General features: G+C 36.9%; 25 protein-coding genes and 2 pseudogenes. 11 read left to right on the forward strand and 16 right to left on the reverse strand.

Translation table 11 applies throughout. The features are described from left to right. Positions 1-12: 12 nt before the first annotated feature. A complete protein-coding gene (locus tag CY0110_RS12415; RefSeq protein WP_008275793.1) occupies positions 13-543 on the forward strand; it encodes a hypothetical protein in 531 nt (176 codons plus the stop codon). A gap of 89 nt (positions 544-632) precedes the next feature. Next, a complete protein-coding gene (locus CY0110_RS12420; RefSeq protein ID WP_008275794.1) occupies positions 633-2,465 on the forward strand; it encodes a peptidoglycan D,D-transpeptidase FtsI family protein in 1,833 nt (610 codons plus the stop codon). Between the two features lie 91 nt (positions 2,466-2,556). Here the strand turns inward: CY0110_RS12420 and CY0110_RS12425 are convergent, their stop codons facing one another. From CY0110_RS12425 to CY0110_RS12465, 9 genes and pseudogenes are all read right to left on the reverse strand, one after another. Further along, positions 2,557-3,423, reverse strand: a complete 867-nt coding sequence (locus CY0110_RS12425; RefSeq protein WP_008275795.1) for an IS1-like element ISCysp1 family transposase — start codon at positions 3,421-3,423, stop codon at positions 2,557-2,559. Positions 3,424-3,488: 65 nt separating this feature from the next. Then, positions 3,489-3,665, reverse strand: a pseudogene (locus CY0110_RS12430) (Uma2 family endonuclease); the annotation flags it as partial. A 47-nt stretch (positions 3,666-3,712) separates the two neighbouring features. Beyond that, positions 3,713-4,150, reverse strand: a complete 438-nt coding sequence (locus tag CY0110_RS12435; protein WP_008275797.1) for a PIN domain-containing protein — start codon at positions 4,148-4,150, stop codon at positions 3,713-3,715. Positions 4,151-4,152: 2 nt separating this feature from the next. Continuing rightward, positions 4,153-4,374 (reverse strand): hypothetical protein, encoded by a 222-nt coding sequence (locus CY0110_RS12440; protein WP_008275798.1) that lies wholly within the window; start codon positions 4,372-4,374, stop codon positions 4,153-4,155. A gap of 98 nt (positions 4,375-4,472) precedes the next feature. Beyond that, positions 4,473-5,882, reverse strand: coding sequence for an alanine/glycine:cation symporter family protein (locus CY0110_RS12445; RefSeq protein ID WP_008275799.1), 1,410 nt, complete (start codon positions 5,880-5,882; stop codon positions 4,473-4,475). Positions 5,883-5,886: 4 nt separating this feature from the next. Continuing rightward, on the reverse strand, positions 5,887-6,507 hold the full coding sequence (locus CY0110_RS12450; protein ID WP_008275800.1) for a CPP1-like family protein: 621 nt from the start codon (positions 6,505-6,507) through the stop codon (positions 5,887-5,889). A gap of 208 nt (positions 6,508-6,715) precedes the next feature. Beyond that, on the reverse strand, positions 6,716-6,985 hold the full coding sequence (locus tag CY0110_RS12455) for a TatA/E family twin arginine-targeting protein translocase (protein ID WP_008275801.1): 270 nt from the start codon (positions 6,983-6,985) through the stop codon (positions 6,716-6,718). A 424-nt stretch (positions 6,986-7,409) separates the two neighbouring features. Continuing rightward, positions 7,410-7,604, reverse strand: a complete 195-nt coding sequence (gene psbH, locus CY0110_RS12460; protein ID WP_008275802.1) for a photosystem II reaction center phosphoprotein PsbH — start codon at positions 7,602-7,604, stop codon at positions 7,410-7,412. A 150-nt stretch (positions 7,605-7,754) separates the two neighbouring features. After that, the gene (locus CY0110_RS12465) at positions 7,755-8,063 is read right to left on the reverse strand and encodes a hypothetical protein (protein WP_008275803.1); all 309 of its coding nucleotides are present in this window, start codon (positions 8,061-8,063) and stop codon (positions 7,755-7,757) included. Positions 8,064-8,680: 617 nt separating this feature from the next. Between CY0110_RS12465 and CY0110_RS12470 the strand changes: the two genes are divergently transcribed. The 7 genes and pseudogenes from CY0110_RS12470 to fba all read left to right on the forward strand — a co-directional run bounded on the left by CY0110_RS12470 (position 8,681) and on the right by fba (position 13,853). Beyond that, positions 8,681-9,058, forward strand: a complete 378-nt coding sequence (locus CY0110_RS12470) for a hypothetical protein (RefSeq protein WP_008275804.1) — start codon at positions 8,681-8,683, stop codon at positions 9,056-9,058. A gap of 53 nt (positions 9,059-9,111) precedes the next feature. Further along, positions 9,112-9,579, forward strand: coding sequence for a hypothetical protein (locus CY0110_RS12475; RefSeq protein ID WP_035799316.1), 468 nt, complete (start codon positions 9,112-9,114; stop codon positions 9,577-9,579). A 119-nt stretch (positions 9,580-9,698) separates the two neighbouring features. Beyond that, positions 9,699-11,123, forward strand: a complete 1,425-nt coding sequence (locus tag CY0110_RS12480) for a dihydrolipoyl dehydrogenase family protein (RefSeq protein ID WP_008275806.1) — start codon at positions 9,699-9,701, stop codon at positions 11,121-11,123. A gap of 89 nt (positions 11,124-11,212) precedes the next feature. Then, positions 11,213-11,938, forward strand: a complete 726-nt coding sequence (locus CY0110_RS12485) for an SIMPL domain-containing protein (protein ID WP_008275807.1) — start codon at positions 11,213-11,215, stop codon at positions 11,936-11,938. 196 nt (positions 11,939-12,134) lie between these two features. Further along, positions 12,135-12,332 carry a hypothetical protein gene (locus CY0110_RS12490; protein WP_008275808.1) on the forward strand — a complete coding sequence of 66 codons (198 nt, stop codon included), beginning with the start codon at positions 12,135-12,137 and terminating at the stop codon, positions 12,330-12,332. A gap of 134 nt (positions 12,333-12,466) precedes the next feature. Next, positions 12,467-12,598 (forward strand): annotated as a pseudogene (locus CY0110_RS29250) (DUF29 family protein); the annotation flags it as partial. A 175-nt stretch (positions 12,599-12,773) separates the two neighbouring features. Beyond that, a complete protein-coding gene (fba, locus tag CY0110_RS12495) occupies positions 12,774-13,853 on the forward strand; it encodes a class II fructose-bisphosphate aldolase (protein ID WP_008275809.1) in 1,080 nt (359 codons plus the stop codon). A gap of 60 nt (positions 13,854-13,913) precedes the next feature. Here the strand turns inward: fba and CY0110_RS12500 are convergent, their stop codons facing one another. The 3 genes from CY0110_RS12500 to CY0110_RS12510 form a co-directional block, all read right to left on the reverse strand. Further along, positions 13,914-14,525: a cation transporter gene (locus CY0110_RS12500; RefSeq protein ID WP_008275810.1), complete on the reverse strand. Its 612-nt coding sequence runs from the start codon at positions 14,523-14,525 to the stop codon at positions 13,914-13,916. Between the two features lie 120 nt (positions 14,526-14,645). Beyond that, positions 14,646-15,014 (reverse strand): ArsR/SmtB family transcription factor, encoded by a 369-nt coding sequence (locus CY0110_RS12505; protein ID WP_008275811.1) that lies wholly within the window; start codon positions 15,012-15,014, stop codon positions 14,646-14,648. A 61-nt stretch (positions 15,015-15,075) separates the two neighbouring features. Further along, entirely contained in the window at positions 15,076-16,164 is a 1,089-nt protein-coding gene (locus CY0110_RS12510) for a glycosyltransferase family 4 protein (protein ID WP_008275812.1), read from the reverse strand. Between the two features lie 125 nt (positions 16,165-16,289). Between CY0110_RS12510 and CY0110_RS12515 the strand changes: the two genes are divergently transcribed. Next, the gene (locus CY0110_RS12515; RefSeq protein ID WP_008275813.1) at positions 16,290-17,102 is read left to right on the forward strand and encodes a creatininase family protein; all 813 of its coding nucleotides are present in this window, start codon (positions 16,290-16,292) and stop codon (positions 17,100-17,102) included. 65 nt (positions 17,103-17,167) lie between these two features. On the opposite strand, the gene CY0110_RS12520 is transcribed toward CY0110_RS12515, so the two are convergent. From CY0110_RS12520 to CY0110_RS12535, 4 genes are all read right to left on the reverse strand, one after another. Continuing rightward, entirely contained in the window at positions 17,168-17,563 is a 396-nt protein-coding gene (locus tag CY0110_RS12520) for a hypothetical protein (protein WP_008275814.1), read from the reverse strand. Positions 17,564-17,641: 78 nt separating this feature from the next. Beyond that, entirely contained in the window at positions 17,642-19,093 is a 1,452-nt protein-coding gene (locus CY0110_RS12525; RefSeq protein ID WP_008275162.1) for an IS66-like element ISCysp3 family transposase, read from the reverse strand. A gap of 30 nt (positions 19,094-19,123) precedes the next feature. Continuing rightward, entirely contained in the window at positions 19,124-19,519 is a 396-nt protein-coding gene (locus CY0110_RS12530; protein ID WP_157464573.1) for a hypothetical protein, read from the reverse strand. Positions 19,520-19,524: 5 nt separating this feature from the next. Next, on the reverse strand, positions 19,525-20,112 hold the full coding sequence (locus CY0110_RS12535; RefSeq protein ID WP_008275816.1) for an SMI1/KNR4 family protein: 588 nt from the start codon (positions 20,110-20,112) through the stop codon (positions 19,525-19,527). A gap of 118 nt (positions 20,113-20,230) precedes the next feature. Here CY0110_RS12535 and CY0110_RS12540 point away from each other — a divergent pair. After that, on the forward strand, positions 20,231-20,376 hold a 146-nt coding region (locus CY0110_RS12540), incomplete at its 3' end, for an AbrB/MazE/SpoVT family DNA-binding domain-containing protein (RefSeq protein ID WP_008275817.1).

Consider the following 20,376-nt stretch of genomic DNA (forward strand, 5'->3'; position numbering starts at 1 on the left):
TAAACTATCACTATGACTGCTGCTCGCGATTATTTACCCACACCACCCCCCACCCGTTACCGTCGTCGTCAAAAAGCGACCCCAACCCGCACTTATCAATCTGTCGCGCCCAAAACCGTTACTCGTCGTCCGTCTGAATCTCGTTCTAAAGTGACTCGTCTTCCCACGAAGCCCAAACGACTTCCTTTAGCCTTACAATTTCTCTTATTGGTACAGAAAAGTTCGACGACTTTCACCTGTGGTTTAGTGGCTATTACGTTGGGAGTTTATGCTTGGACAGTTTATGCGCCGACCCTGTGGAGTCAAGAATTTTCTAAACTAAAAACCCTACAAAGAAATGAACGCCAACTGACTTCGACCAATGAATCTTTAAAGCATAAAATGGCAGAACAAGCTGAACAACCTGGATCGAGTTTAACCGCTCCAAATCCCCATCAATCAATCTTTCTGGCTCCTACTGAAGTTCCTGTTATTGAGATTAGTGAGCAACCTCAAAAAAAGCATAAAATACCTGTTATCACAGAAACCCCTGTTGCTTATTAGTGAATACAGTATTTTAGATGTTTCACCGTTTAAACTTCTGACTTCTGATTTCTGAGTTCATTCAATCACTTCTCTCACTTGAACTGGCCATGGCTAACTCTCGATTTCAACGGCGTTCTAATCGTTCTAAAAATATTCGTCAAACTCGTTCTTCTAAAAAACCAGTCGCTCAAAATGGAATTACACGGCGATCGCTTAATTCCTCAAAACAGAGAGGAGAAACGAAAACTCTTACCTTACCTAAATTTCGTCTTTTATTGGTTTGGGCATTTTTAGTGAGCGCAATGTTAGGATTAGGTTGGAAAACCTATCAATTACAAATTGTTCAAGCCGAGGAATTAAAAGAAAAAGCTCGTCTCCAACAAACGGTTAATATCCGTCCTTATATTCCACGACGGTCAATGATTGATAGTGAAGGCAATATATTAGCTACAGACCATCTCGAATATATCTTATATGTTCATCCCATTCAATTTAAACTACCACCAGCAGAAGTAGCGGACAAATTAAGCAGTGTTCTAGAAAATAGAACCCCCCAAGAACTAATAGAACGGTTCAAACAGCGCAAAACAGGGATTCCCGTCGCTCGAAATTTACATGAAGGGATAGCTGAACAAATTCAAAAACTGGGGTTAGATGGGGTCGAAGTTAATGAAACCTATGTCCGTTTTTATCCCCAAGAAAAAATGATGGCTGATGTGGTTGGATTTGTCGATCATGAACGACAAGGACAAGCCGGGGTAGAATTAAGTCAAGAAAAACTCTTACAACGGGATTTAGAAAGTTTATACGTTCAAAGAACCGCCCTCGGTGCTATTCTTCCCAACTCTTTACCTCAAGATTTACTCAAGTCCAATGATTGGCGGGTTCAATTAACCGTAGATATGCGCTTGCAACGGGCGGTCAGGGCTGCTTTGCAAAAACAAGTTAACAAGTTCAACGCCAAACGAGGAGCCGTTATCGTTATGGACGCTACGGATGGCTCGATCTTATCGTTGGTTTGTGAACCTACTTTTGACCCGAATACATTCTACAAGTCCAGCATCGAATTGTTAAAGAATTGGACGGTTAGCGATTTATATGAACCCGGTTCTACTTTTAAACCCCTCAATGTGGCTTTAGCCCTCGAAGCGGGGGTAATTCAAAGGAATACCGTGATCCATGATTCTGGCTTGGTAACAGTGGACGGTTGGCCGATTAAAAATGCTTCTAAGACGGGTAATGGCTCCATTAATATTGCTGAAGTTTTGCAAACTTCGAGTAATGTAGCTATGGTTCACATGATGCGACGGTTGAAAAAAGAGGATTATTATAATCGTTTACAAGCGTTAGAAATTAACCAAAAAACAGGCATTGATTTACCCGGAGAAGTCGCAGGGAGACTCAAGCGCAAAGAGGTTTTTACTGAGCGTTCTATTGAAGTTGCTACTGCCTCTTTTGGTCAAGGATTTTCCTTAACCCCCATGAAGTTAGTTCAGTTACATGGTGCTTTAGCCAATGGGGGCAAGTTAGTCACGCCTCATCTGGTGAAAGGGTTAGTTGATATAGAAGGAACGTTACACTGGCAGCCTGATTATCCTAGCAAACAAATTATTTCTCCAGAAGTCAGTCAAACGGTGGTGGAATTAATGGAAACAGTGGTAGATAAGGGATCAGGAGAGCCAGCTAAAACAGAAGGGTATCGCATTGGAGGGAAAACTGGAACCGCCCAAAAAGCAGGGCCGAGGGGAGGTTATTTGCCGAATGCTAAGATTACCAGTTTCGTCTCTATTTTGCCTGTAGAATCTCCTCGATATGTGGTTTTGGTGGTGGTAGATGAACCGAAAGGAGGTAATACTTATGGTTCAACGGTAGCGGCTCCTGTGGCTAAATTAGTTATGGATGCGTTGATTTCTTTGAAAGGTATTCCACCAGCAAAATAAGGCAGGGATAGGAATTTCAAACTTGGATCTACAATCTCCTTATTATTCAATTTGAAAAAAGGGTAGTGTATCATAAGTAGTGAAAATCAATCTAAGTTGATAGTATTTCTTCATTATAATGATGAATGAAATATAAAATTGCTCCTTCATGATTGAAAAAGTTTTTAGAAAACGCTAGGTTTTTTCTGACTAGACGAGAGCAGCGATGCCTTAAGGTATTATTTAATCTTTCAATTCTTGTTGTTTCACCACTTTTCTTTGTACTAGGATAGTGGCGGTCTCGCTCCGCGAGTGCGGCTGCACCGCTAAGCAGTACATCACAGTATGATTCCCATAAATCTGTATAAAATTTCCCATTATCCTGATAAGTTTTTGGTAACGTCTTCCAAAACTCTCTGGCACTAAGTCTACTACGATCGCCTAAATAAAATCCCACAATTCGCCTAGTTTTTCTAGCGCACCGCGAAGCGGATCTCTTCGAGATCGCCAGCCAAATATAGACTGGATTTTCTTTGGAGTTTACATAAGACCACAATTCATCACATTCAACCTCAATTTCTAAATCGGATGTTTCTCTAACCTTTAATTCAAGAGGAACAGAGCGATATAAGCTATTAACAAATTTTTGTAACCAAGTCATTGATATTTCTAAAGAGCGAGTAATTCCTCTGAGAGAAATTCGTTCTAATAGTAATTTTTTAACTCGTTTCTTTTCCTTTAATGTTATTTGTTTTTTCTGTGGTTTTTCAATAAACTGACGACCACATTCTTTACATAAAAACTTCTGTTTTTTATGATGTGTACTTCCATTTTTCAAAATCTGTCTTGAACCGCAAGAGGGACAAGGTGGACGAGAAGTTAAGGAATAGTCGTTATCCATTATCAGTTTTTTTGCTGAGTTATTAAAAATTCGGTCTAAACTATAGATAATTATCCCAGATTTGATAACTCTTTTCACTTCTTTCCCTTATTCTAATAGAAACTTAGGCAAAAATTCGACTTTCACTACTTAAATAACACTACCAGTAAACTGATTAAATCAGCTTCTCGTTCTCCACTAATTCCCCCCACTGGTGGCATAACAATTAATTCTCCTTTTGCAGTTCTTTCTAGTTGCCAATCTTGATTAACTTGACAAAGACGATAAAATTGCTCATCCGTTAGATTAACCGTATCTAAATTTAAAATTACTGCTGTCATCGCTCAATTTTGCTTCAAAAATTATCCTAGTCTTGATTCTAACAATATCAATTTACCTTAAATGGATTAATCATCCTTAATTGATCATCAATAATTAATCCATCTTGCATATCTTCTGAATAGAGAATCTCGACATCTGCACCTAAAGCAGTTGCCACAATTAAACTATCCCAAAATGATAAGTTATACTGACTTCTTAGAAGAGATGCTTTTTTCAGGATAACTGTTGTTAGTTGGATAAGATCACATTGTTCTTCAAATTCTTCAATAAGTTGGTAAATATCTTCTTCTTTAAGGTTAGTTTTTCTTTTTAACACAGAGCAAACTTCATTAATTACTTGTGTACTAATTATAATACCTTTATAATTAGTTAATGAAACTGCTATTTTACGTTTTCTAGCATCTTCTTGGGGATTGGGATCTTGATCAGCGAGAAAACGATATAACCAAATATTAGAGTCAATGAATATTTTTGGATCACTCATAATTATCTTTCATGAATTTCCTCTCTTGTCAGCTTTCTTTTTCCTTTGACACTAATAGGATTTTTTGCTAATTTATCCATTAATCTTGTTGTTTTACTTTCCTCGTTAACAGGATTAATAATAACCATGACTTTACTTCCTTCTTTAAGTTCATGTTGGTATTCTTCTGGTATATCAATCATACCTTGTTTGACTTTTGTTTCAAATTCTAGTGAATGTTCCATTTTTTCTCTTAGTTCATTTTTGTTTAAACCTTGTCCCTAAGTTAGACAATGCGACTTTATCCAACCTAGGAAGTAGAAAGATGAAGTCTGAAAAATAATTAAAAAATTGCTAATTTCTGCCAATATTCTTTTAACCATGTAGCTACTTTTCCTGATAACAACATACACCCCAACAGGTTAGGAATAGCTAAGGTTAATAACATCATATCGCTAAAATCAACCACTGCCCCTAAACTGACCACAGAACCGATAAAAATACAAGTTAAAAAGATAATTTTAAACACAATAGAACTCGGTTGGCCAAACACATAAGCCCAACATTGTTCCCCGTAATAACACCAAGTAATCATAGTAGAAAAACCAAATAAACAGATAATTCCTACTAACACAAAGGGAAACCAATCTATCACTTGACCAAAAGCCATAGCTGCTAAGGTAGATCCACTAATCGTATCCCCAACAGACTCCCCATACATTCCTGTGGTAATAATCACTAAAGCTGTGACATTACAGATAACAATGGTGTCAATAAATGGCTCTAAAATAGCAACAATGCCCTCTTGAATGGGTTCTTTCGTCTTAGCCACTGCATGGGCGATCGCAGCCGATCCCAACCCAGCCCCATTAGAAAAGGCACTACGTCTGATCCCTTGAACCAAAATACCAATTAATCCCCCTTCCATGCCAGAGGGGGAAAAAGCATCCCTCAACATCAAGCTAAATGCAGCAGGAATAGCGGTAAAATTAGCCACTAAGACCCATGAACACCCTAAAAGGTAAAAAAAGACCATTACTGGCACTAACTTGCTAGTAATCACCCCAATGCGACTAATGCCCCCAATAATTACTAATCCCACCAATAAGGCCAACGTCAAACCATATAGCCAATCGTAATTTTCCACGGCGGGAACCACCGCCGCTAAAGCAGCAAAAGATTGATTAGCTTGGAACATATTACCACCGCCAATGGCCGCCCCTAAGCCAGCAATACCGTAAAAAATTGCCAGTCCTCTACCTAATTTTCCTTTTCCCAATTCTGTTAACCCTTGGGATAGATAATACATCGGCCCGCCGATAATAGTTCCATCTGGGTTAACAATACGGTATTTTACCCCTAACGTACATTCAACGAACTTATTTGACATTCCCAAGAAACCGGCTACCGTCATCCAAAATACTGCTCCAGGGCCACCCATTTGGATCGCGATCGCAACGCCTGCGATGTTTCCTAGACCAATACTGGCTGATAAAGCGGTAGCTAAGGCTTGAAAGGAAGACACTTCCCCTTTAATGTCATCTTGTTGATCGTATAAACCTAACGCAATTTTAACCGCGTGTTTAAAGCCAATAATATTAATAAAGCCCATGCGTAGGGTAAAAAAAATCCCTCCTATGAGTAACCAAAGGATAATCACAGGAAAATGGGCAACCTCAAAAAAAAGTACCCGTTCAATCAGAGTCACCAGACTCGAAAACAGGCGATCAATATTATCTAGAAATTGATTCACAGAATTAACGTAAAAAGCTACTACTCAGCCAAAAGATAAAAAAGATGGCGATTCCGATAACAGATTGACTAATTTCTCCAGGAAGATTTGCCCCTTGTAATAATTGACTAATTCCCCATCCTAAAGCGATTCCTATGAATAACCCGGCTAAGGTAATTAATAAAGCGCGACCGAACTTATTTTCTTTGCGGTTGAGAAAATAAATATTAGCAAAAACCCCTAATGCTAAAAGGACAGAAATTGAAGAAGAATCCCCATTAGAAAAACCTGTGATCAGGGCTAAAACTAGGAAAATTCCTGTCGGCCAAAGAATGTCGTTAGAAGAAGGGGTATCGATAAACTGTTGTAACCAGGGAGGAGAATTATCTAAAGAAAGGGACGGAGGGCTTGGGGGAGTTTCTCGCTGACGTTCAGCAAAACGAATGCGATCGGGGACTTTAATCCTACCTTCTTGACGCAGTTTCAGCCGTTCCATGATGATAGAATCATAGGCTGCTTCGATGTCTTCTACGGTTTTTACGTCATTACTATATTCTTGTGTTAAACGATTTTTTGCTGCTTGGATCTCCTCAAAAGAGGCGTTTTCGCCGACACCAAGCTTTTCATAGGGTGTTTGTTCACTCATCTAGGGCCTCCTTCTATATTTCCTTTATCAAACCACTGAAATAATGAAATTTATCATTTTGTTTGTCAAAATAGTTGACCCTTAAGGGTACTTAACTGTTGACGGGCATTTTGTCATCGATTATATCCTTTCTCAACAGAATTAGGTTGTATAATTCTGAAAAGATTTCACAATGTTTCCTAAGTCATCTTCTAATGAGTAACTAGGTTTAGGTATTCATTTGAGTCTTATCGTTATCCGTTGGGGTAGGATTAGCCATTTTGTTTTCTTCGAGTTCTGCGTTCATGGTGACAGATTCTTCGAGTTGTTGGGCTTCTCGTTTGAATTCATTTTCAAACTCTTTAGACGCATCTTGAAACCCGCGAATGGCTTTACCTAGACTCCGACCAATTTCGGGTAGTTTTTTCGGACCAAAAACTAATAAGGCAATGACTAAAATTAAGGCCATTTCCGGCAGTCCAATGCCAAAAACATTCATAAGTTACTCCTATATATTCTTTTTTCAGTCTATCTTATAGCAGCAAGAGTTGAAGGATAAGGGTCATTCGGAGTTTAGAGATCGGGGTTAAGACAGCAGTTTTCGAGTTAGGGTGGTACAAGAAGTTAAAGCTTGAGGTAGAGGGAAAGAGGCAGGAGGCAGGTTTCTTTCATACTAGATTCGATTGCCATAAACCTCATTTGTGAAAGCAGGGGAGCAGGGAGAGAGAAATCTATAAGTAGATTTTTGTTTACAGATTTGGTGTCAGACCTACTTTAATCACTTGCAAAGTGCTGTATATCCCAATTACCGACAAAAAAACCCCGAAAAGTCGGGGAAAATCTAACTCAGGATTACTCGTGATATATTTTCTGGAATTTTGAGAAACGCTATCACCATTAATCACTGATAACAAACTTGGGGATTAACCTCCCCAAGTAACGGTAAATCCGTTAAGAATTAGAGAAGAGTTGTAAATTTGGAGGATGATTAACAAAAAGACTAAAAATAAGCCCATGAAAACTCCCATTAGAGGAGTAGTTCCCCATCCAGGAACAACCTTCCCGTATTCAGAATTAAGGGGTCTGAGTAAATCTCCTAATCGAGTGCGTTGTGCCATATGTTTTTAATCGGTATCTATCTAAGATTTACAGTTTATCAAAGAAGCACCCCTGATGGTAGATTTATATCTTAAAGCAACAGGCAATGCCATAATAGGCAGGAGTTAATAGGGTATTAATAAGAGTTTTTTGGGTTGAGGCGGGTTTCTCTATTCATTTAAAGGAAAAAGACTGAGAAAATGTTCTAACTCAAACCAGTATTCAACAAAGTATTCGTTGGTTAGGGTGGTGACAAATTCAGAAAAATTAATGTACTTTTCCCAAACTTCTTCGGTTTGGGCAATCTCAGCAGTTATTTCCCAAAGGGTTTCATGATACTCTTGTTTAGAAATTTCCCCTGTATTTCGATATAAATTGAGCAATGTGTAATCAACTGCAATGGTTTCTTCAATGTTATAGAGAACTGCTTGTAATTTAATATGGGTTAAAAGAATTTCAATCGGTTGAGAATTTTTCATAAGTTAAACGCTTAAGCAAATAAAAAAGCAAATAGAGATTTGATGATAAGGAAAGTGAGCGTAAAGAGTAGAAGCATTGATGTTAATTTAATCAAAAATTAGAGAAGATTCTTGAGTGTTTTTCAGTAATTCTCATAATTTTGTCAAATTAACTCAGTAATTTTATTGATAAAAGACGACACAAACCTCTATACTTCTGTAACTATTCCTGAGCTTTTCTCAGTAATGGCTAAAAAGGGTTCAATATCTATTCACTCTAGGATTAAAGTTTTTCTGATTTTTCCAACTTAACCATCTATCAGATTCAACCGTCTCTTGCATATTAGATAGAAAAAACTGATTTGATCTAGATAGTTTAAACCATAAAACACTAGAAGAAGGAATAGATATACTGCTTAATTGTAAACAGATATACAGTCCTAGCGTAATTGTACACGCTTCAATAAATCTTCCAAACATCTCACACCACCTGATGATAATCATCACATTCATTAAACTAGACTAGCTAGTCTAATTACTCTTTTACTGTATTACGACTTTATTGCTGATGACTATGACTGGGTGAAACCCTGCAAAGTGTCACACTGTTGGTTAAACTTAATAAAAATTTTATAATCATGGTGCTATTTGTTGCTAAAAAGTCTTATTTTTTACTAAAAATGAATGTAAAAGACCTAAAAATAGAAAATGCTGGTTTAGCTGTCTGGCAGCTACTTTTAATTATTGTTTTCTGTGGGATTGTTTCCGCTTTGATTCTACCTCAATTTATTAAACGGCAAAATAGTTCAGTTATTGCTAAAGTTGTTAAAGAAAATTTAATCTTGTTTACCCAGAAAAATAACCTAACTCCCCTTGAATGTAACTCACAAGATAATAATGACGATGGATGGATTCAATGTCGTGCAGAAGACACAAATCAAAATACAATTTATCTTCAATGCGCCTATGATCAAAGACGCTCAAATTGTCAAAAGGTTCAAGAGTCAAGAAAATAAAAATTAGGGTTTATAATTAATTTAGTTTGATTACTATTGATAAATTTTTAAAAATGTTACTAACACTTTTAGAGAAACTAGGCCGTAAACGGATTATTTATGATCGCAATGGTGTACAACCTTATTTAATCCGTTATTACTTGCTGTTTAGAGATAAACTAACTGAAACTGAAAGCGCACGCTTTCTTCCCTTTAATGTCATGTTACACTACATTTGTTTAAGTGATCCTGATGATTTACACGATCATCCTTGGTGGTATGCCACCCTAATTTTAAAAGGGGGTTATTGGGAAATTACTCCAGACGGTAAATTTTGGCGAGGTCCTGGACATTTTCGTATTCGTTCGCCTCAATCTCTTCATCGTATTGAAATTTCTTCTAATTCTCAAGGCTCTTGGAGTTTATTTTTATGCGGCCCAAGGATAAAAAATTGGGGATTTATTAAACAAGGAAAATGGTTAGATCATAAAAGTTACTTAAATCAAAGAAAGCAAAGTATTTTAAAGGTGAGAAGTCAATAAGTTTTGTTTAAAAAGTGCAAAGTCAAACTAAAAACTTATCTAGTTAAAAATTTGGAAGATACAATAGTATAAATAATATCTTTTCGTAAAATTATAGATAACAATGGGGAGATAAAACTATGAGAGTTGACTATGATATTGTTGTTATCGGTGGCGGTTCTGGAGGATTAGTTATTGCCGGTGCTGCAGCCCAATTAAATGCTAAGGTTGCTTTAGTAGAAAAAGACCGTTTAGGAGGGGATTGTTTATGGTATGGATGTGTACCCAGTAAGTCATTAATTCATGCTGCTAGAGTGGCTTACGAAGTAAAAAATAGTGAACGTTTTGGGGTTTGTGTTAACACTTCGAGTGTTAATTTTTCTCAGGTAATGGATTATGTAAAAAATGTGATTGCAGCTATTGAACCCCATGATTCTCCGCAACGGTTTGAAGGGTTAGGGGTAGAGGTTATATTTGGCTCAGGAAAGTTTATTAATTCTGATATTTTTGAAGTTAATGGAAAAATTTTAAAGGCAAGAGCATTTGTGATTGCTACTGGTTCTCGTCCCAATATTCCTAATATTTCTGGATTAAAAGAAAGTGGTTATTTAACTAATGAAGACGTATTTTCTTTAACACACTGTCCCGAATCTTTGGCTATTATTGGTGCTGGACCTATTGGTTGTGAATTAGGTCAATCTTTTCATCGTTTAGGAACTAAGGTAACGTTAATTAATAGTCATCCTCATTTACTTCCTAAAGAAGATCCTGAAGCAGCAGATGTTATAGAAAAACAGTTTTTAGAAGAGGGGATAAAAATTATAAAAAATGCTAGAGCAGATAAAGTAGAAATCATTGGAAACAAAAAAAAATTACGAGCTAATGAACAAGAAGTTATGGTTGATGAAATTTTAGTTTGTACTGGACGATCGCCTAATGCGGAATCTCTCAACTTAGAATCAGCCGAGGTAGAATACGATAAAAAAGGTATTAAAGTTAACGATAAACTACAAACCACCAATTCTAAAATTTATGCTTGTGGGGATGTTATTGGCGGTTATCAGTTTACTCACGTAGCATCCCATGAAGCAGTTACAGTAATAACTAATGCTCTATTTTTTCCTATAAATAAGATAAGTTATAATGTCATTCCTTGGACAACATTTACCGATCCTGAGTTGGCTAGAGTGGGATTAACCGAAACACAAGCGAAAGAAAAATATGGGGATAATATTTATGTTTTGAAACAACAATTTTCTGAAGTAGATCGCGCCCAAGCAGAAGGAGCAATTGAAGGATTTTCTAAGATCATTGTTAAAGAAAATGGTGAAATTTTAGGGGCGCATTTAGTGGGTAAATCCGCAGGGGAATTAATTCATGAAATTGTTTTAGCTATGTCTAATAATCTTAAAGTATCAGCTTTATCAGGTATTCATGTTTACCCAACTTTATCCGAAGTCAATAGTAAAGCAGCTTTGTTACTAAGGAAACGAAAATTTTCTCAAAATAAAGGATTACAAAGTATTTTAAGCAAATTTTTTGCGATAAGGCGATCGCTAAGTTAAATAAAAATAATACTACATTTTACTATGACCTTAAGTTATGAAAAATTATTTGTTATACTAAAAAAATAATAAAAAATAAAATAATAAAAATGAAGAAATTACTATTCTCCTTTTTGCCCATTTTATTAACTTTTGTTACCTATCCAGTTGTTAGTATACCTTTAATTACTCCAGCAATGGCACAAGAACAGGTTTTAAGAACTTTAACCGTGACAGGAAAAGGAACAGTGAGAATTCCTACTACTTTAACCGATGTTAGTTTAGGAGTAGAAATACAAGGAAAAACAGCAGCAGAAGTTCAACAAAATGTGGCTCAACGAACTTCATCCTTAGTAGATTTTTTGCGATCACGTCAAGTAGAAAGATTAGAAACCACAGGAATTCGTCTACAACCCAATTATCAATATGATAACAATCAACGACGTTTAGTGGGTTATATTGGTACTAATATAGTTAGTTTTCGGGTGAAAACCGAGGAAGTTGGCAGTTTATTAGATGATGCAGTCAAAGCAGGAGCAACTCGTATTGATAGAGTGAGTTTTAGCGCAACAGAAACCGCGATTTCAGCAGCACAAAAAGAAGCTTTAAAATTAGCCACTATGGACGCACAAGCACAAGCTGAAGCGGTGTTATCTACCTTAAATTTTCAATCTCAAGAAATTATTAGTATTTCTATTAATGGTGCTAATGAACCCCAACCTCAGATTATACAATCACCAGAAAGCTTAAGAACAGCTAGTGCTGCTGATAGCACTCCTGTTATTGGAGGAGAACAAAACATAGAAGCGATGGTGACTTTACAAATGCGTTATTAATTACAAAGGGTATTATTTAGTTTTTTCTGTATTAATTAATACAAAATTCAATTTTTCTGATTCTTTATACATCTTTAAAAAATATTAATTTAGCTAGTCAGTATACAGAAAGTAATGTTATTTATATAGTAATTTAATAAAGCAATTGGATTAAGGAATAATTACTAAAATATCAATGATAGCTGAGGTGTTTTGAATGTACGAAGATTTTAATTATATTACTGATGGTAACTTTTTAAAAAACTATTGGTGGCAAGAAAAAATAACTTGTCAACAATGCCAAGGTCATGGAAAACTAACTATAGAGGGAAAAGAAAATATGGTGTCTTGCTCTTTATGTGAAGAAACTGGAAAAGTACACCGTCATCAACAACATAAAGTGTCTGCTGCTTAGTAGTTAATAATTAGCATGATTTATAGCGTTTATAGAGGTAGTTGCTTGATTACCTCTTTTTGTATTAAAAATAGTTGACTCATTGTTAAAATGACAGTTAATGCAAATGTAGAAAATCTCTTCTCTATGAATCCGATTATTTACAATGGCTAAAAGAAACAGTGAATCTTCTCAAATCTCGCCAATTAGAGCCTCTTGACTATGATAACTTGAGAAGTTGGAAGCTTCGAGAAGAGGAAAAAAAATACCACTCACCAGTCTTTTAGGATAGGTTATTGGACATTTACGGTTAGACTTGACAAATTGACTTAAATGTGTGTGAAAAAAAATACAAATCAAATTAGTCAAATAGTGAAATCTATCTTAAGATTAACGAATAAGAGAATTAATTTTCTTGACAACTCGCTCACAAAATAAAAGAAATAGACTAGGAGGACATCTATGGCGCTCGTACCTATGCGGCTGCTCTTAGACCACGCAGCAGAAAACGGTTATGCTATCCCTGCATTTAACGTTAACAACATGGAACAAATTATCGCCATTATGCAGGCAGCAGATGAAACAGATAGTCCCGTAATCTTACAAGCTTCTCGTGGTGCGCGTAAATACGCCGGAGAAAACTTTCTCCGTCATTTAATTTTAGGTGCAGTAGAAAGTTATCCTCATATTCCCATTGCCATGCACCAAGATCATGGTAACAGTCCTGCAACCTGCTACAGTGCTATCCGCAATGGTTTCACCAGTGTTATGATGGATGGCTCTTTAGAAGAAGATGCTAAGACTCCTGCAAGCTTTGAGTATAACGTTAATGTAACTGCTGAAGTTGTAAAAGTTGCTCACTCTGTGGGTGCTAGTGTAGAAGGTGAACTCGGTTGTCTAGGTTCTTTGGAAACCGGAAAAGGAGACAAAGAAGACGGCCATGGATTTGAAGGAACCCTCAGCAAAGATCAACTGCTCACCGATCCCGATGAAGCAGTAGAATTTGTAGAACGCACTCAAGTTGACGCTTTAGCCGTTGCTATTGGAACCAGTCACGGTGCTTATAAATTTACCCGTAAACCGACCGGGGAAATCTTAGCTATTAGTCGTATTGAAGAAATTCATAACCGTCTTCCCAATACTCATATCGTGATGCACGGTTCTTCTTCCGTACCTCAAGAATGGTTAGATATGATCAACCAGTACGGTGGTGAAATTCCCGAAACCTATGGTGTACCTGTTGAAGAAATTCAAAAAGGTATTAAGAGTGGTGTTCGTAAGGTTAATATTGATACTGATAACCGTTTAGCTATCACTGCAGCTATTCGTGAAGCTGCTGCTAAAGATCCTTCTAACTTTGACCCCCGTCACTTCATGAAGCCTTCTATCAAGTACATGAAGCAAGTTTGTTCTGATCGGTATCAGCAATTCTGGACTGCTGGAAATGCTAGTAAGATCAAGCAAATGACCCTTGAAGAGTATGCTGCTAAGTATGCTAAGGGTGAATTAAGCGCAAATACCAAGAAAACTGCTACTGTTTAATTCAACCTCTGATTATCCTTGAGAACTAAGAAACTGGGTGAGATTTACTCACCCAGTTTCTTATTTTAATGCTTGTCTAGCTTGAGTGAGAACTTTGCCTGCAGATTGAGCAAAAACTGCGGTGAGTAATAGTCCCAAGATAAAATCTGGCCAAAAAGAACCGGTTAAAAAAACTAAGCCAGCAGTCAGCAACACTGAAGTATTCGCAATAATGTCGTTACGAGAACACAGCCAAACTGAGGACATATTGATATTATCATCACGGTGGCGAATTAACAGTAAAAAGCAGATTAAGTTAGCTATCAAAGCTAAAAGCCCAATTTCGCTCATTATTTGCACTGTGGGAACTGTTTGAGTAAATAATTGATGGGTGGCTCTAGCAAATACAGCGATCGCTGACATAAACATAATACCGCCTTTAAGTATTGCTGCTCTGGCCTGGGCTTTGTTCCCTTTTTGAAGGACGTAAAGGCTACACCCGTAAACTAAAGCATCACCAAGCATATCTAAAGAATCCCCAGTTAAAGAGAGTGAAGACGCTTTAAATCCTCCAATAAACTCCACTAAAAACATGACTGCATTAATTACCAAAATGATCCACAATACCTTACTCTGGCGTTTTTGCAGCTTTTGTAATTCCTTAGCTTTGTGTTGACAACAGTGTTCTGCCATGAGTTTTTAACATTCAAATGAATGTTTGAATAATAGTTATAATATATTTTAAACGTTCAAAAGAACATTAAAATGTAAAATTAATTAAATTAATAAAAGCTAAAAAATAGTAAATAGTTTTTAAATAAAACTTGGTAAAGAATAAGTAAGAATATCAGTTATACGCTCATCCTTTAGAGAATAATAAGCTAATTTTCCATCATTGCGATATTTAAGTAATTTCAAATCTCGCATTTTCCGTAAATGATGGGAAGCCGTAGCGATCTTGACATTTAACATGGCTGCAATATCGCAAACACAAAGCTCATCACCGTTTCTGAGGGCATAAAGGATCTTAATCCGCGAGCGATCGGCTAAAGCATTAAATATAACCGTCATTTCCTCTAAAGTATCTTCTGAGGGTAAAGTTTCTCGAATTTGAGTAACTAGCTCGGTATTGAAACATCTTACCTGACAAATATCGTCTGCTTTGGTTTTATTCACGGGCATTTAAGGGTAACAGCTAAATCTATCTTAAAGGTAGCAAGAGAACTCTAGTGCTAGAGTGGCATCAACCTCGAATCTTACGGCTTTTACGCCAAGCTTGCCAACCGACATACCCTAATAAAACCGTGGCTGCGATCGCAAATCCCCAACCACTGGGAATATTAGACAGTCCTAGGGCAATACTACCCACCCATAAGGTTAAGGCATAGATAAATAAAACCGTGAGACGGTGAGAAATACCTGCTTGAATCAAACGATGATGCAGATGACGGTTATCTCCAATAAAGGGAGATTTTCCTTGACTAATACGGGAAATAATGACGATAGACATATCTAAAATTGGCACAGCTAAAACCACGAAGGGCAATAAAACAGCCGTTACTGCTACCGTGGCCATAGTTGCGACTTTTACCAAACCAATGACCCCAACCCCTGCTAGAGTAAACCCCATAAAATAAGCCCCACCATCTCCCATAAAAATGGTTGCAGGGTTAAAGTTGTAGCGGAGAAATCCTAACGCTGCACCAGCTAAAGCAGCAGCAATCAAAGCAGCGGCCGGTTGCTCCATAAATAAAGCTAATACCATCATCACCACCGCAGAAATACCACAACCTCCGGCAGCTAAACCATCTAACCCATCAATCCAATTGATAGCATTAGCCATACCTACCAGCCAAATAACAGTAATAGGAAGACTTAATAAACCAATCTGAACTAAACTACCAAAAGGGACTGATAAGAATTCAATGCGAACCCCTACCCCCCAAGCGGTACTAGCTACCACTGTTTGTAACAGAAGGCGAGTCATGGGGCTTAAGTTATAAAGATCATCAGCCAACCCAATGAGGAAAAAAGCAACCCCTCCAATAGTGACTCCCCAAATTTCCCATTCTTTGTGAGGGGGTAACCAACCAAACCCCCCAAAAATCCAAACTAATAAAAGAGCAATAACGGTTCCTGCAAAAATAGAAACTCCACCGAGACGCACCATAGGACGGCGGTGAATTTTGCGATCGCTTTCTTCTTTACTATTACTTTTTGGGTTATCTACTAGACCTTTTCTTTGTCCAAATTCATTAATGATGGGGGTACTCCACCAAACCACCACCAGCGCGATGATAAAAGCAACGAGATGATATAGTTCTGTTGGCATTAACATGGGTTTGGTTTGTCCCTTTCCATTGTGTGTAACAATTTTTACCTTAAGTTACTCTATTTTGGCTAACCCTGTAAACTGGAAGTTAGGTCTAAGTTTGATCACTCATCTTAAATATAATTATGATGCACGGTTTTATTCCTCCTCACCGCTTTTTTCCCTATTTATCTTGGACTGAAATTGAGTCTATGGAAGATAAGGAAAATGTTGTGATTGTGCAACCTATTGGGGCGATCGAACAACATGGGCCTCATTTACCGATCGCAGTTGATTCTGCTATTAGTTTAGGGGTTTTGGGTAAAACCTTAGAAAAATTAGATTTAGAGATTCCTGCTTATAGTTTGCCTTGTCTTTATTATGGCAAATCTAATGAGCATTCCGGCTTTCCTGGAACCATTACTTTGAGTGCTACTACTTTATTATCGGTGATCACAGAAGTGGCTCAAAGTGTTTATAATTCAGGGTTTCGTAAACTGATTTTAATGAACTCCCACGGGGGACAACCTCAAATTATGGAAATTGCAGCCAGAGATATTCATCAACACTATCAAAATTTTTCGGTGTTTCCTTTTTTTACTTGGCGAGTGCCTCATATTGCTAAGGAGTTATTAACGTCTCAAGAGTTAGAATATGGTATCCATGCAGGAGACGCAGAAACGAGTATTATTCTGTCTTTATTACCCGATCAAGTGAAAATGTCCCAAGCAGTTAAGGAATATCCCCAAGGGTTGCCAGAAGATAGTTTAGTCAGTATGGAGGGAAAGTTACCCTTTGCTTGGTTGACTAAAGAGTTAACGAAAAGTGGCGTGATGGGGGATGCTACCGCAGCAACCAAAGAAAAAGGTGATCGCCTCTTAGCCTCTGTTTCTGATGGTTGGGTTCAAGTGATTAAAGATGTTTATCGTTTTAGGCAACCTTTGATGAAATCAAAATAGGAAGGTGATAAAATTGAAGGCTTTTCTACTTTGGAAGCGTTGAGTCTTTTATTTTTGATGCTTGCTTAATCATCTATTTCATTCCAAAGTACAACATTTTGCGGAATATGATAGTACCACCAGTAATAAGATTTTGGGTAATACTGTTCTTGTGAACTTGATAATATATGTTTTTTCTTAAGAAGTATTTTTTTCAATTGTTCATCTAAAAAAGATAGCTGCTTATTATATTTATTGACGCTACAATAGCTTTTTCCTAACTGTATAGTAGGGCAAATTTCATCTCTAATAAATAAAGGATCTATATAATCCCAATATTCCCAAGCTTTTATATATTTTGAATCGTTTTGCATACTATTAATAAAGTCATCATATTCTTCTTCTCCTTCCCACATAACTAATTCATTCCCTTTTGTATCCCACCAATAATCCCAGGAACTTTTTTTGTCTTGAGCTTGCATACACTGATCGACAAAATTCTTCCAAATTATTAGTTTAGAAGGCAAGTCATTATCTAGCTCTGATGTAAGGATTCAGGTCTAGAAGTTAGGAATTAGGGAAGGAAACAAACAATTCGGATGACCGACTTTGGCTATTAATGACTTCTCGAAAAAATCAATCACCGAACGTTCTTGACGACGACAAGTTTGAATAACCGTCAATAAGTTAGCTGTTTGTTTAAATCGTTCCATGCTTCTTGAACCCCCACTAACTTTCCGTTTCGTGATGGCTAATCTTAAGGATCTTTCAGCAAGATTATTATCAGGGGGGATCTCTGGATGCTCCAGAAAATACCACCATTGCTCTGCCTTTTGCCGAAGGTTTCGCAAAAGTTTTCCGGCTTCATAACCGGCTTTAGGCTTCCATTCTTCTGTGGCTATCTTTATCTTATCTTTGAATTGTCTTGCCCAAACTTGATAACCATGCCTATTCTTATCGTTTTGCCAAATACGATAATGACGGAAAGCTTCATCAATTAATTTGAGAAAAGTTTGACCGATGGTTTTGTTATATTGACCTGGAGTTTTTATTAATCGCTGAAAGTGACGGCGTAAATGTGCCAAACATTTCTGTTGAGCAACAACAGTATAACCATTGTAAACTCCCAAATCATCACTACTTAAAACACCACCATATTCATGGCCTAACTGATCTTCTAATTCCTTACGCCCCCTAGTATCAGCAGCCCGAAACAGGCAGAAAAGTTGATTGGTAAATACCCACAACCATTCTTTGACTCCCTTCACTGGCCAGGGTGTTTCATCAACATGAATTGGGGGTTGTTCTACTTTGACCCACTTGGATAATTGTTCAACCGACGGATTAATGGCTGTTTCTACTCGTTGATTGGTGGCTACGATGGTCCCCATACCTATCTCAATTTGCCCTAACTCCCACAACATCTCTTGTTGCTTTTCATAAGGTAGATGTCCATAATTCCCTAACCATCCCAGAAAAGCTTGTAACTTCACTCCTAAATCTTGTCCTGGGACGGTCTTGGGCGACCAATTCGCTTTGGTCACTTCACCACAATGCCCACAGCGACAATGATGACGATGATATTCTACTACCTCAATGGGTTTATCTACCAGTTGTGCTACCTGCTGAGAATCAACTTTCACTGGTTCTATTAATAATTCTGTTTGACCACAGTGACTACATATTGATGGTTGCAAGATTTGAATTCTGTCAATTCTCCCAAAGCCTTTCCTTGTTTTTCCCTTATGTCCAGGTTGTCCCCCTGGTTTTCTTTTCTTATCCTTATCGTCTTCAGTTGTTTTAGCCTTCTCAGACTTTTTCAATAAGTCTGTTGATGGGGGTTTTGATGAGGTTTGGCTATCTAAATTACGACTGAGCTTTAATTTTTCTATTTCTTTTTGTAGCTGCTCGATAAGTTTCTGTTGAGCCAAGATAATTTGTACCAACCCAGATTTTGACAGTTGGTTTAATTCGTCTGAATTTAACTGTACTCCTGGTTCAGTTTGACTCATACCGTTACTTTAGCGCAGTCAGCCTGTTTGTCAATATTTGCCACCTGAATCCTTACGCTCTGATTGAAAAATATCTATAATTTTTTCTTCATTTGCTTGAAAAATATTTTCAAATTCATTAATAATTTGGTGAGCTTTTAGTAAATCTTTTGAAGATAGCTTAGAGCTATTAATATGAGTTTGTAATTTACCTAAAAACTCAATTACACGCTGAAAGGTTTTTTCTTCTAACTGGCTATTTCTGTTCACAGATGATTGTTTTAAGTTGAAGACTTTATACTTTAAATTTTCTAAAGAAAAAACACATCTATCTAGATATTGGTTCATAGATGGTGTTGGATGTATTTCTAAATCCTGCTCTATAGTGCGAGGATATATCATTTTGAGATAGGTTTCGTACCAATTATTATTAAGAGATGATTTCATATACATTAATCTTTCCAAATTCCTCGCCAAGTATTTATTTGTTCGGGATTGTATTTTTGAAAGATTTTTTCGATTTTTTCCAAATCTTCTTCTATTCTTATATAACCAAATTCTTCATAAAATTTTGTGTAATACGCTCCTTCTCTATAACATTCAGCTATCGTCAACATTAAGTTAGTCAAGCTAGAAGCATATATTACAGAATCTAATCCCATTTTTGCGTACCAAACTGAAGAGTAATCCTTTTCTTTTTTATCACAAAGAATATAGTAAACATCCTTTCCGCAGCCGTGCATAATAGTTAATATATGATTGTCAAAACTACATGGATCTTTGTATGCTTCGCAATGAGGAGACCATTCCAAAGCTAATTTTAAAGGATATAATACTAAATCATCAGAACCTAACATAATGTCTCCATCACAAAATTGATATAAGTCATAGACTTCTTTGGGAAGTACAAAAGGAAAATCTTTCGTTATTTCTTCAATTTCTTTAATACTTAATCCTCGGCGAAGTTGAGAAACCTCTTCGGGGCAATTAAGCTTTAGCCAATGAATAATTTCATCAAGAGAGCGAGTAAGTTTAGACATTTTAGTTATCAATAATCTTACTCCTTATTTTACCTTAACAATTGTGTTCAAAAGATGTTTATCGTTTCTGCTCAAAACTCCTTACAATAAAGTAAGGAACAAGAGAAAGGAAAAAATAATGCCTTGTGCCACCATAACCAGTAAAGGGCAAGTAACAATCCCAAAAGAGATTAGAGACTATCTCAAACTAGACACAGGAACTAAAGTCGATTTTGTGATTACCGAAACAGGAGAAGTCAAAGTCATTCCCCTAGTGACTAACGT

Source organism: Crocosphaera chwakensis CCY0110, assembly GCF_000169335.1.
Classification (GTDB): Bacteria; Cyanobacteriota; Cyanobacteriia; order Cyanobacteriales; family Microcystaceae; genus Crocosphaera; species Crocosphaera chwakensis.

Excerpts from the sequence above, each read along its gene's own strand:
- CY0110_RS12415 (WP_008275793.1), top strand. The coding sequence starts at position 13 with ATGACTGCTGCTCGCGATTATTTACCCACACCACCCCCCACCCGTTAC.
- CY0110_RS12420 (WP_008275794.1), top strand. The coding sequence starts at position 633 with ATGGCTAACTCTCGATTTCAACGGCGTTCTAATCGTTCTAAAAATATT.
- CY0110_RS12435 (WP_008275797.1), bottom strand. The coding sequence starts at position 4,150 with ATGAGTGATCCAAAAATATTCATTGACTCTAATATTTGGTTATATCGT.
- CY0110_RS12440 (WP_008275798.1), bottom strand. The coding sequence starts at position 4,374 with ATGGAACATTCACTAGAATTTGAAACAAAAGTCAAACAAGGTATGATT.
- CY0110_RS12450 (WP_008275800.1), bottom strand. The coding sequence starts at position 6,507 with ATGAGTGAACAAACACCCTATGAAAAGCTTGGTGTCGGCGAAAACGCC.
- CY0110_RS12455 (WP_008275801.1), bottom strand. The coding sequence starts at position 6,985 with ATGAATGTTTTTGGCATTGGACTGCCGGAAATGGCCTTAATTTTAGTC.
- psbH (WP_008275802.1), bottom strand. The coding sequence starts at position 7,604 with ATGGCACAACGCACTCGATTAGGAGATTTACTCAGACCCCTTAATTCT.
- CY0110_RS12465 (WP_008275803.1), bottom strand. The coding sequence starts at position 8,063 with ATGAAAAATTCTCAACCGATTGAAATTCTTTTAACCCATATTAAATTA.
- CY0110_RS12470 (WP_008275804.1), top strand. The coding sequence starts at position 8,681 with ATGGTGCTATTTGTTGCTAAAAAGTCTTATTTTTTACTAAAAATGAAT.
- CY0110_RS12475 (WP_035799316.1), top strand. The coding sequence starts at position 9,112 with ATGTTACTAACACTTTTAGAGAAACTAGGCCGTAAACGGATTATTTAT.
- CY0110_RS12480 (WP_008275806.1), top strand. The coding sequence starts at position 9,699 with ATGAGAGTTGACTATGATATTGTTGTTATCGGTGGCGGTTCTGGAGGA.
- CY0110_RS12485 (WP_008275807.1), top strand. The coding sequence starts at position 11,213 with ATGAAGAAATTACTATTCTCCTTTTTGCCCATTTTATTAACTTTTGTT.
- CY0110_RS12490 (WP_008275808.1), top strand. The coding sequence starts at position 12,135 with ATGTACGAAGATTTTAATTATATTACTGATGGTAACTTTTTAAAAAAC.
- fba (WP_008275809.1), top strand. The coding sequence starts at position 12,774 with ATGGCGCTCGTACCTATGCGGCTGCTCTTAGACCACGCAGCAGAAAAC.
- CY0110_RS12500 (WP_008275810.1), bottom strand. The coding sequence starts at position 14,525 with ATGGCAGAACACTGTTGTCAACACAAAGCTAAGGAATTACAAAAGCTG.
- CY0110_RS12505 (WP_008275811.1), bottom strand. The coding sequence starts at position 15,014 with ATGCCCGTGAATAAAACCAAAGCAGACGATATTTGTCAGGTAAGATGT.
- CY0110_RS12510 (WP_008275812.1), bottom strand. The coding sequence starts at position 16,164 with ATGCCAACAGAACTATATCATCTCGTTGCTTTTATCATCGCGCTGGTG.
- CY0110_RS12515 (WP_008275813.1), top strand. The coding sequence starts at position 16,290 with ATGATGCACGGTTTTATTCCTCCTCACCGCTTTTTTCCCTATTTATCT.
- CY0110_RS12520 (WP_008275814.1), bottom strand. The coding sequence starts at position 17,563 with ATGCAAGCTCAAGACAAAAAAAGTTCCTGGGATTATTGGTGGGATACA.
- CY0110_RS12525 (WP_008275162.1), bottom strand. The coding sequence starts at position 19,093 with ATGAGTCAAACTGAACCAGGAGTACAGTTAAATTCAGACGAATTAAAC.
- CY0110_RS12530 (WP_157464573.1), bottom strand. The coding sequence starts at position 19,519 with ATGAAATCATCTCTTAATAATAATTGGTACGAAACCTATCTCAAAATG.
- CY0110_RS12535 (WP_008275816.1), bottom strand. The coding sequence starts at position 20,112 with ATGTCTAAACTTACTCGCTCTCTTGATGAAATTATTCATTGGCTAAAG.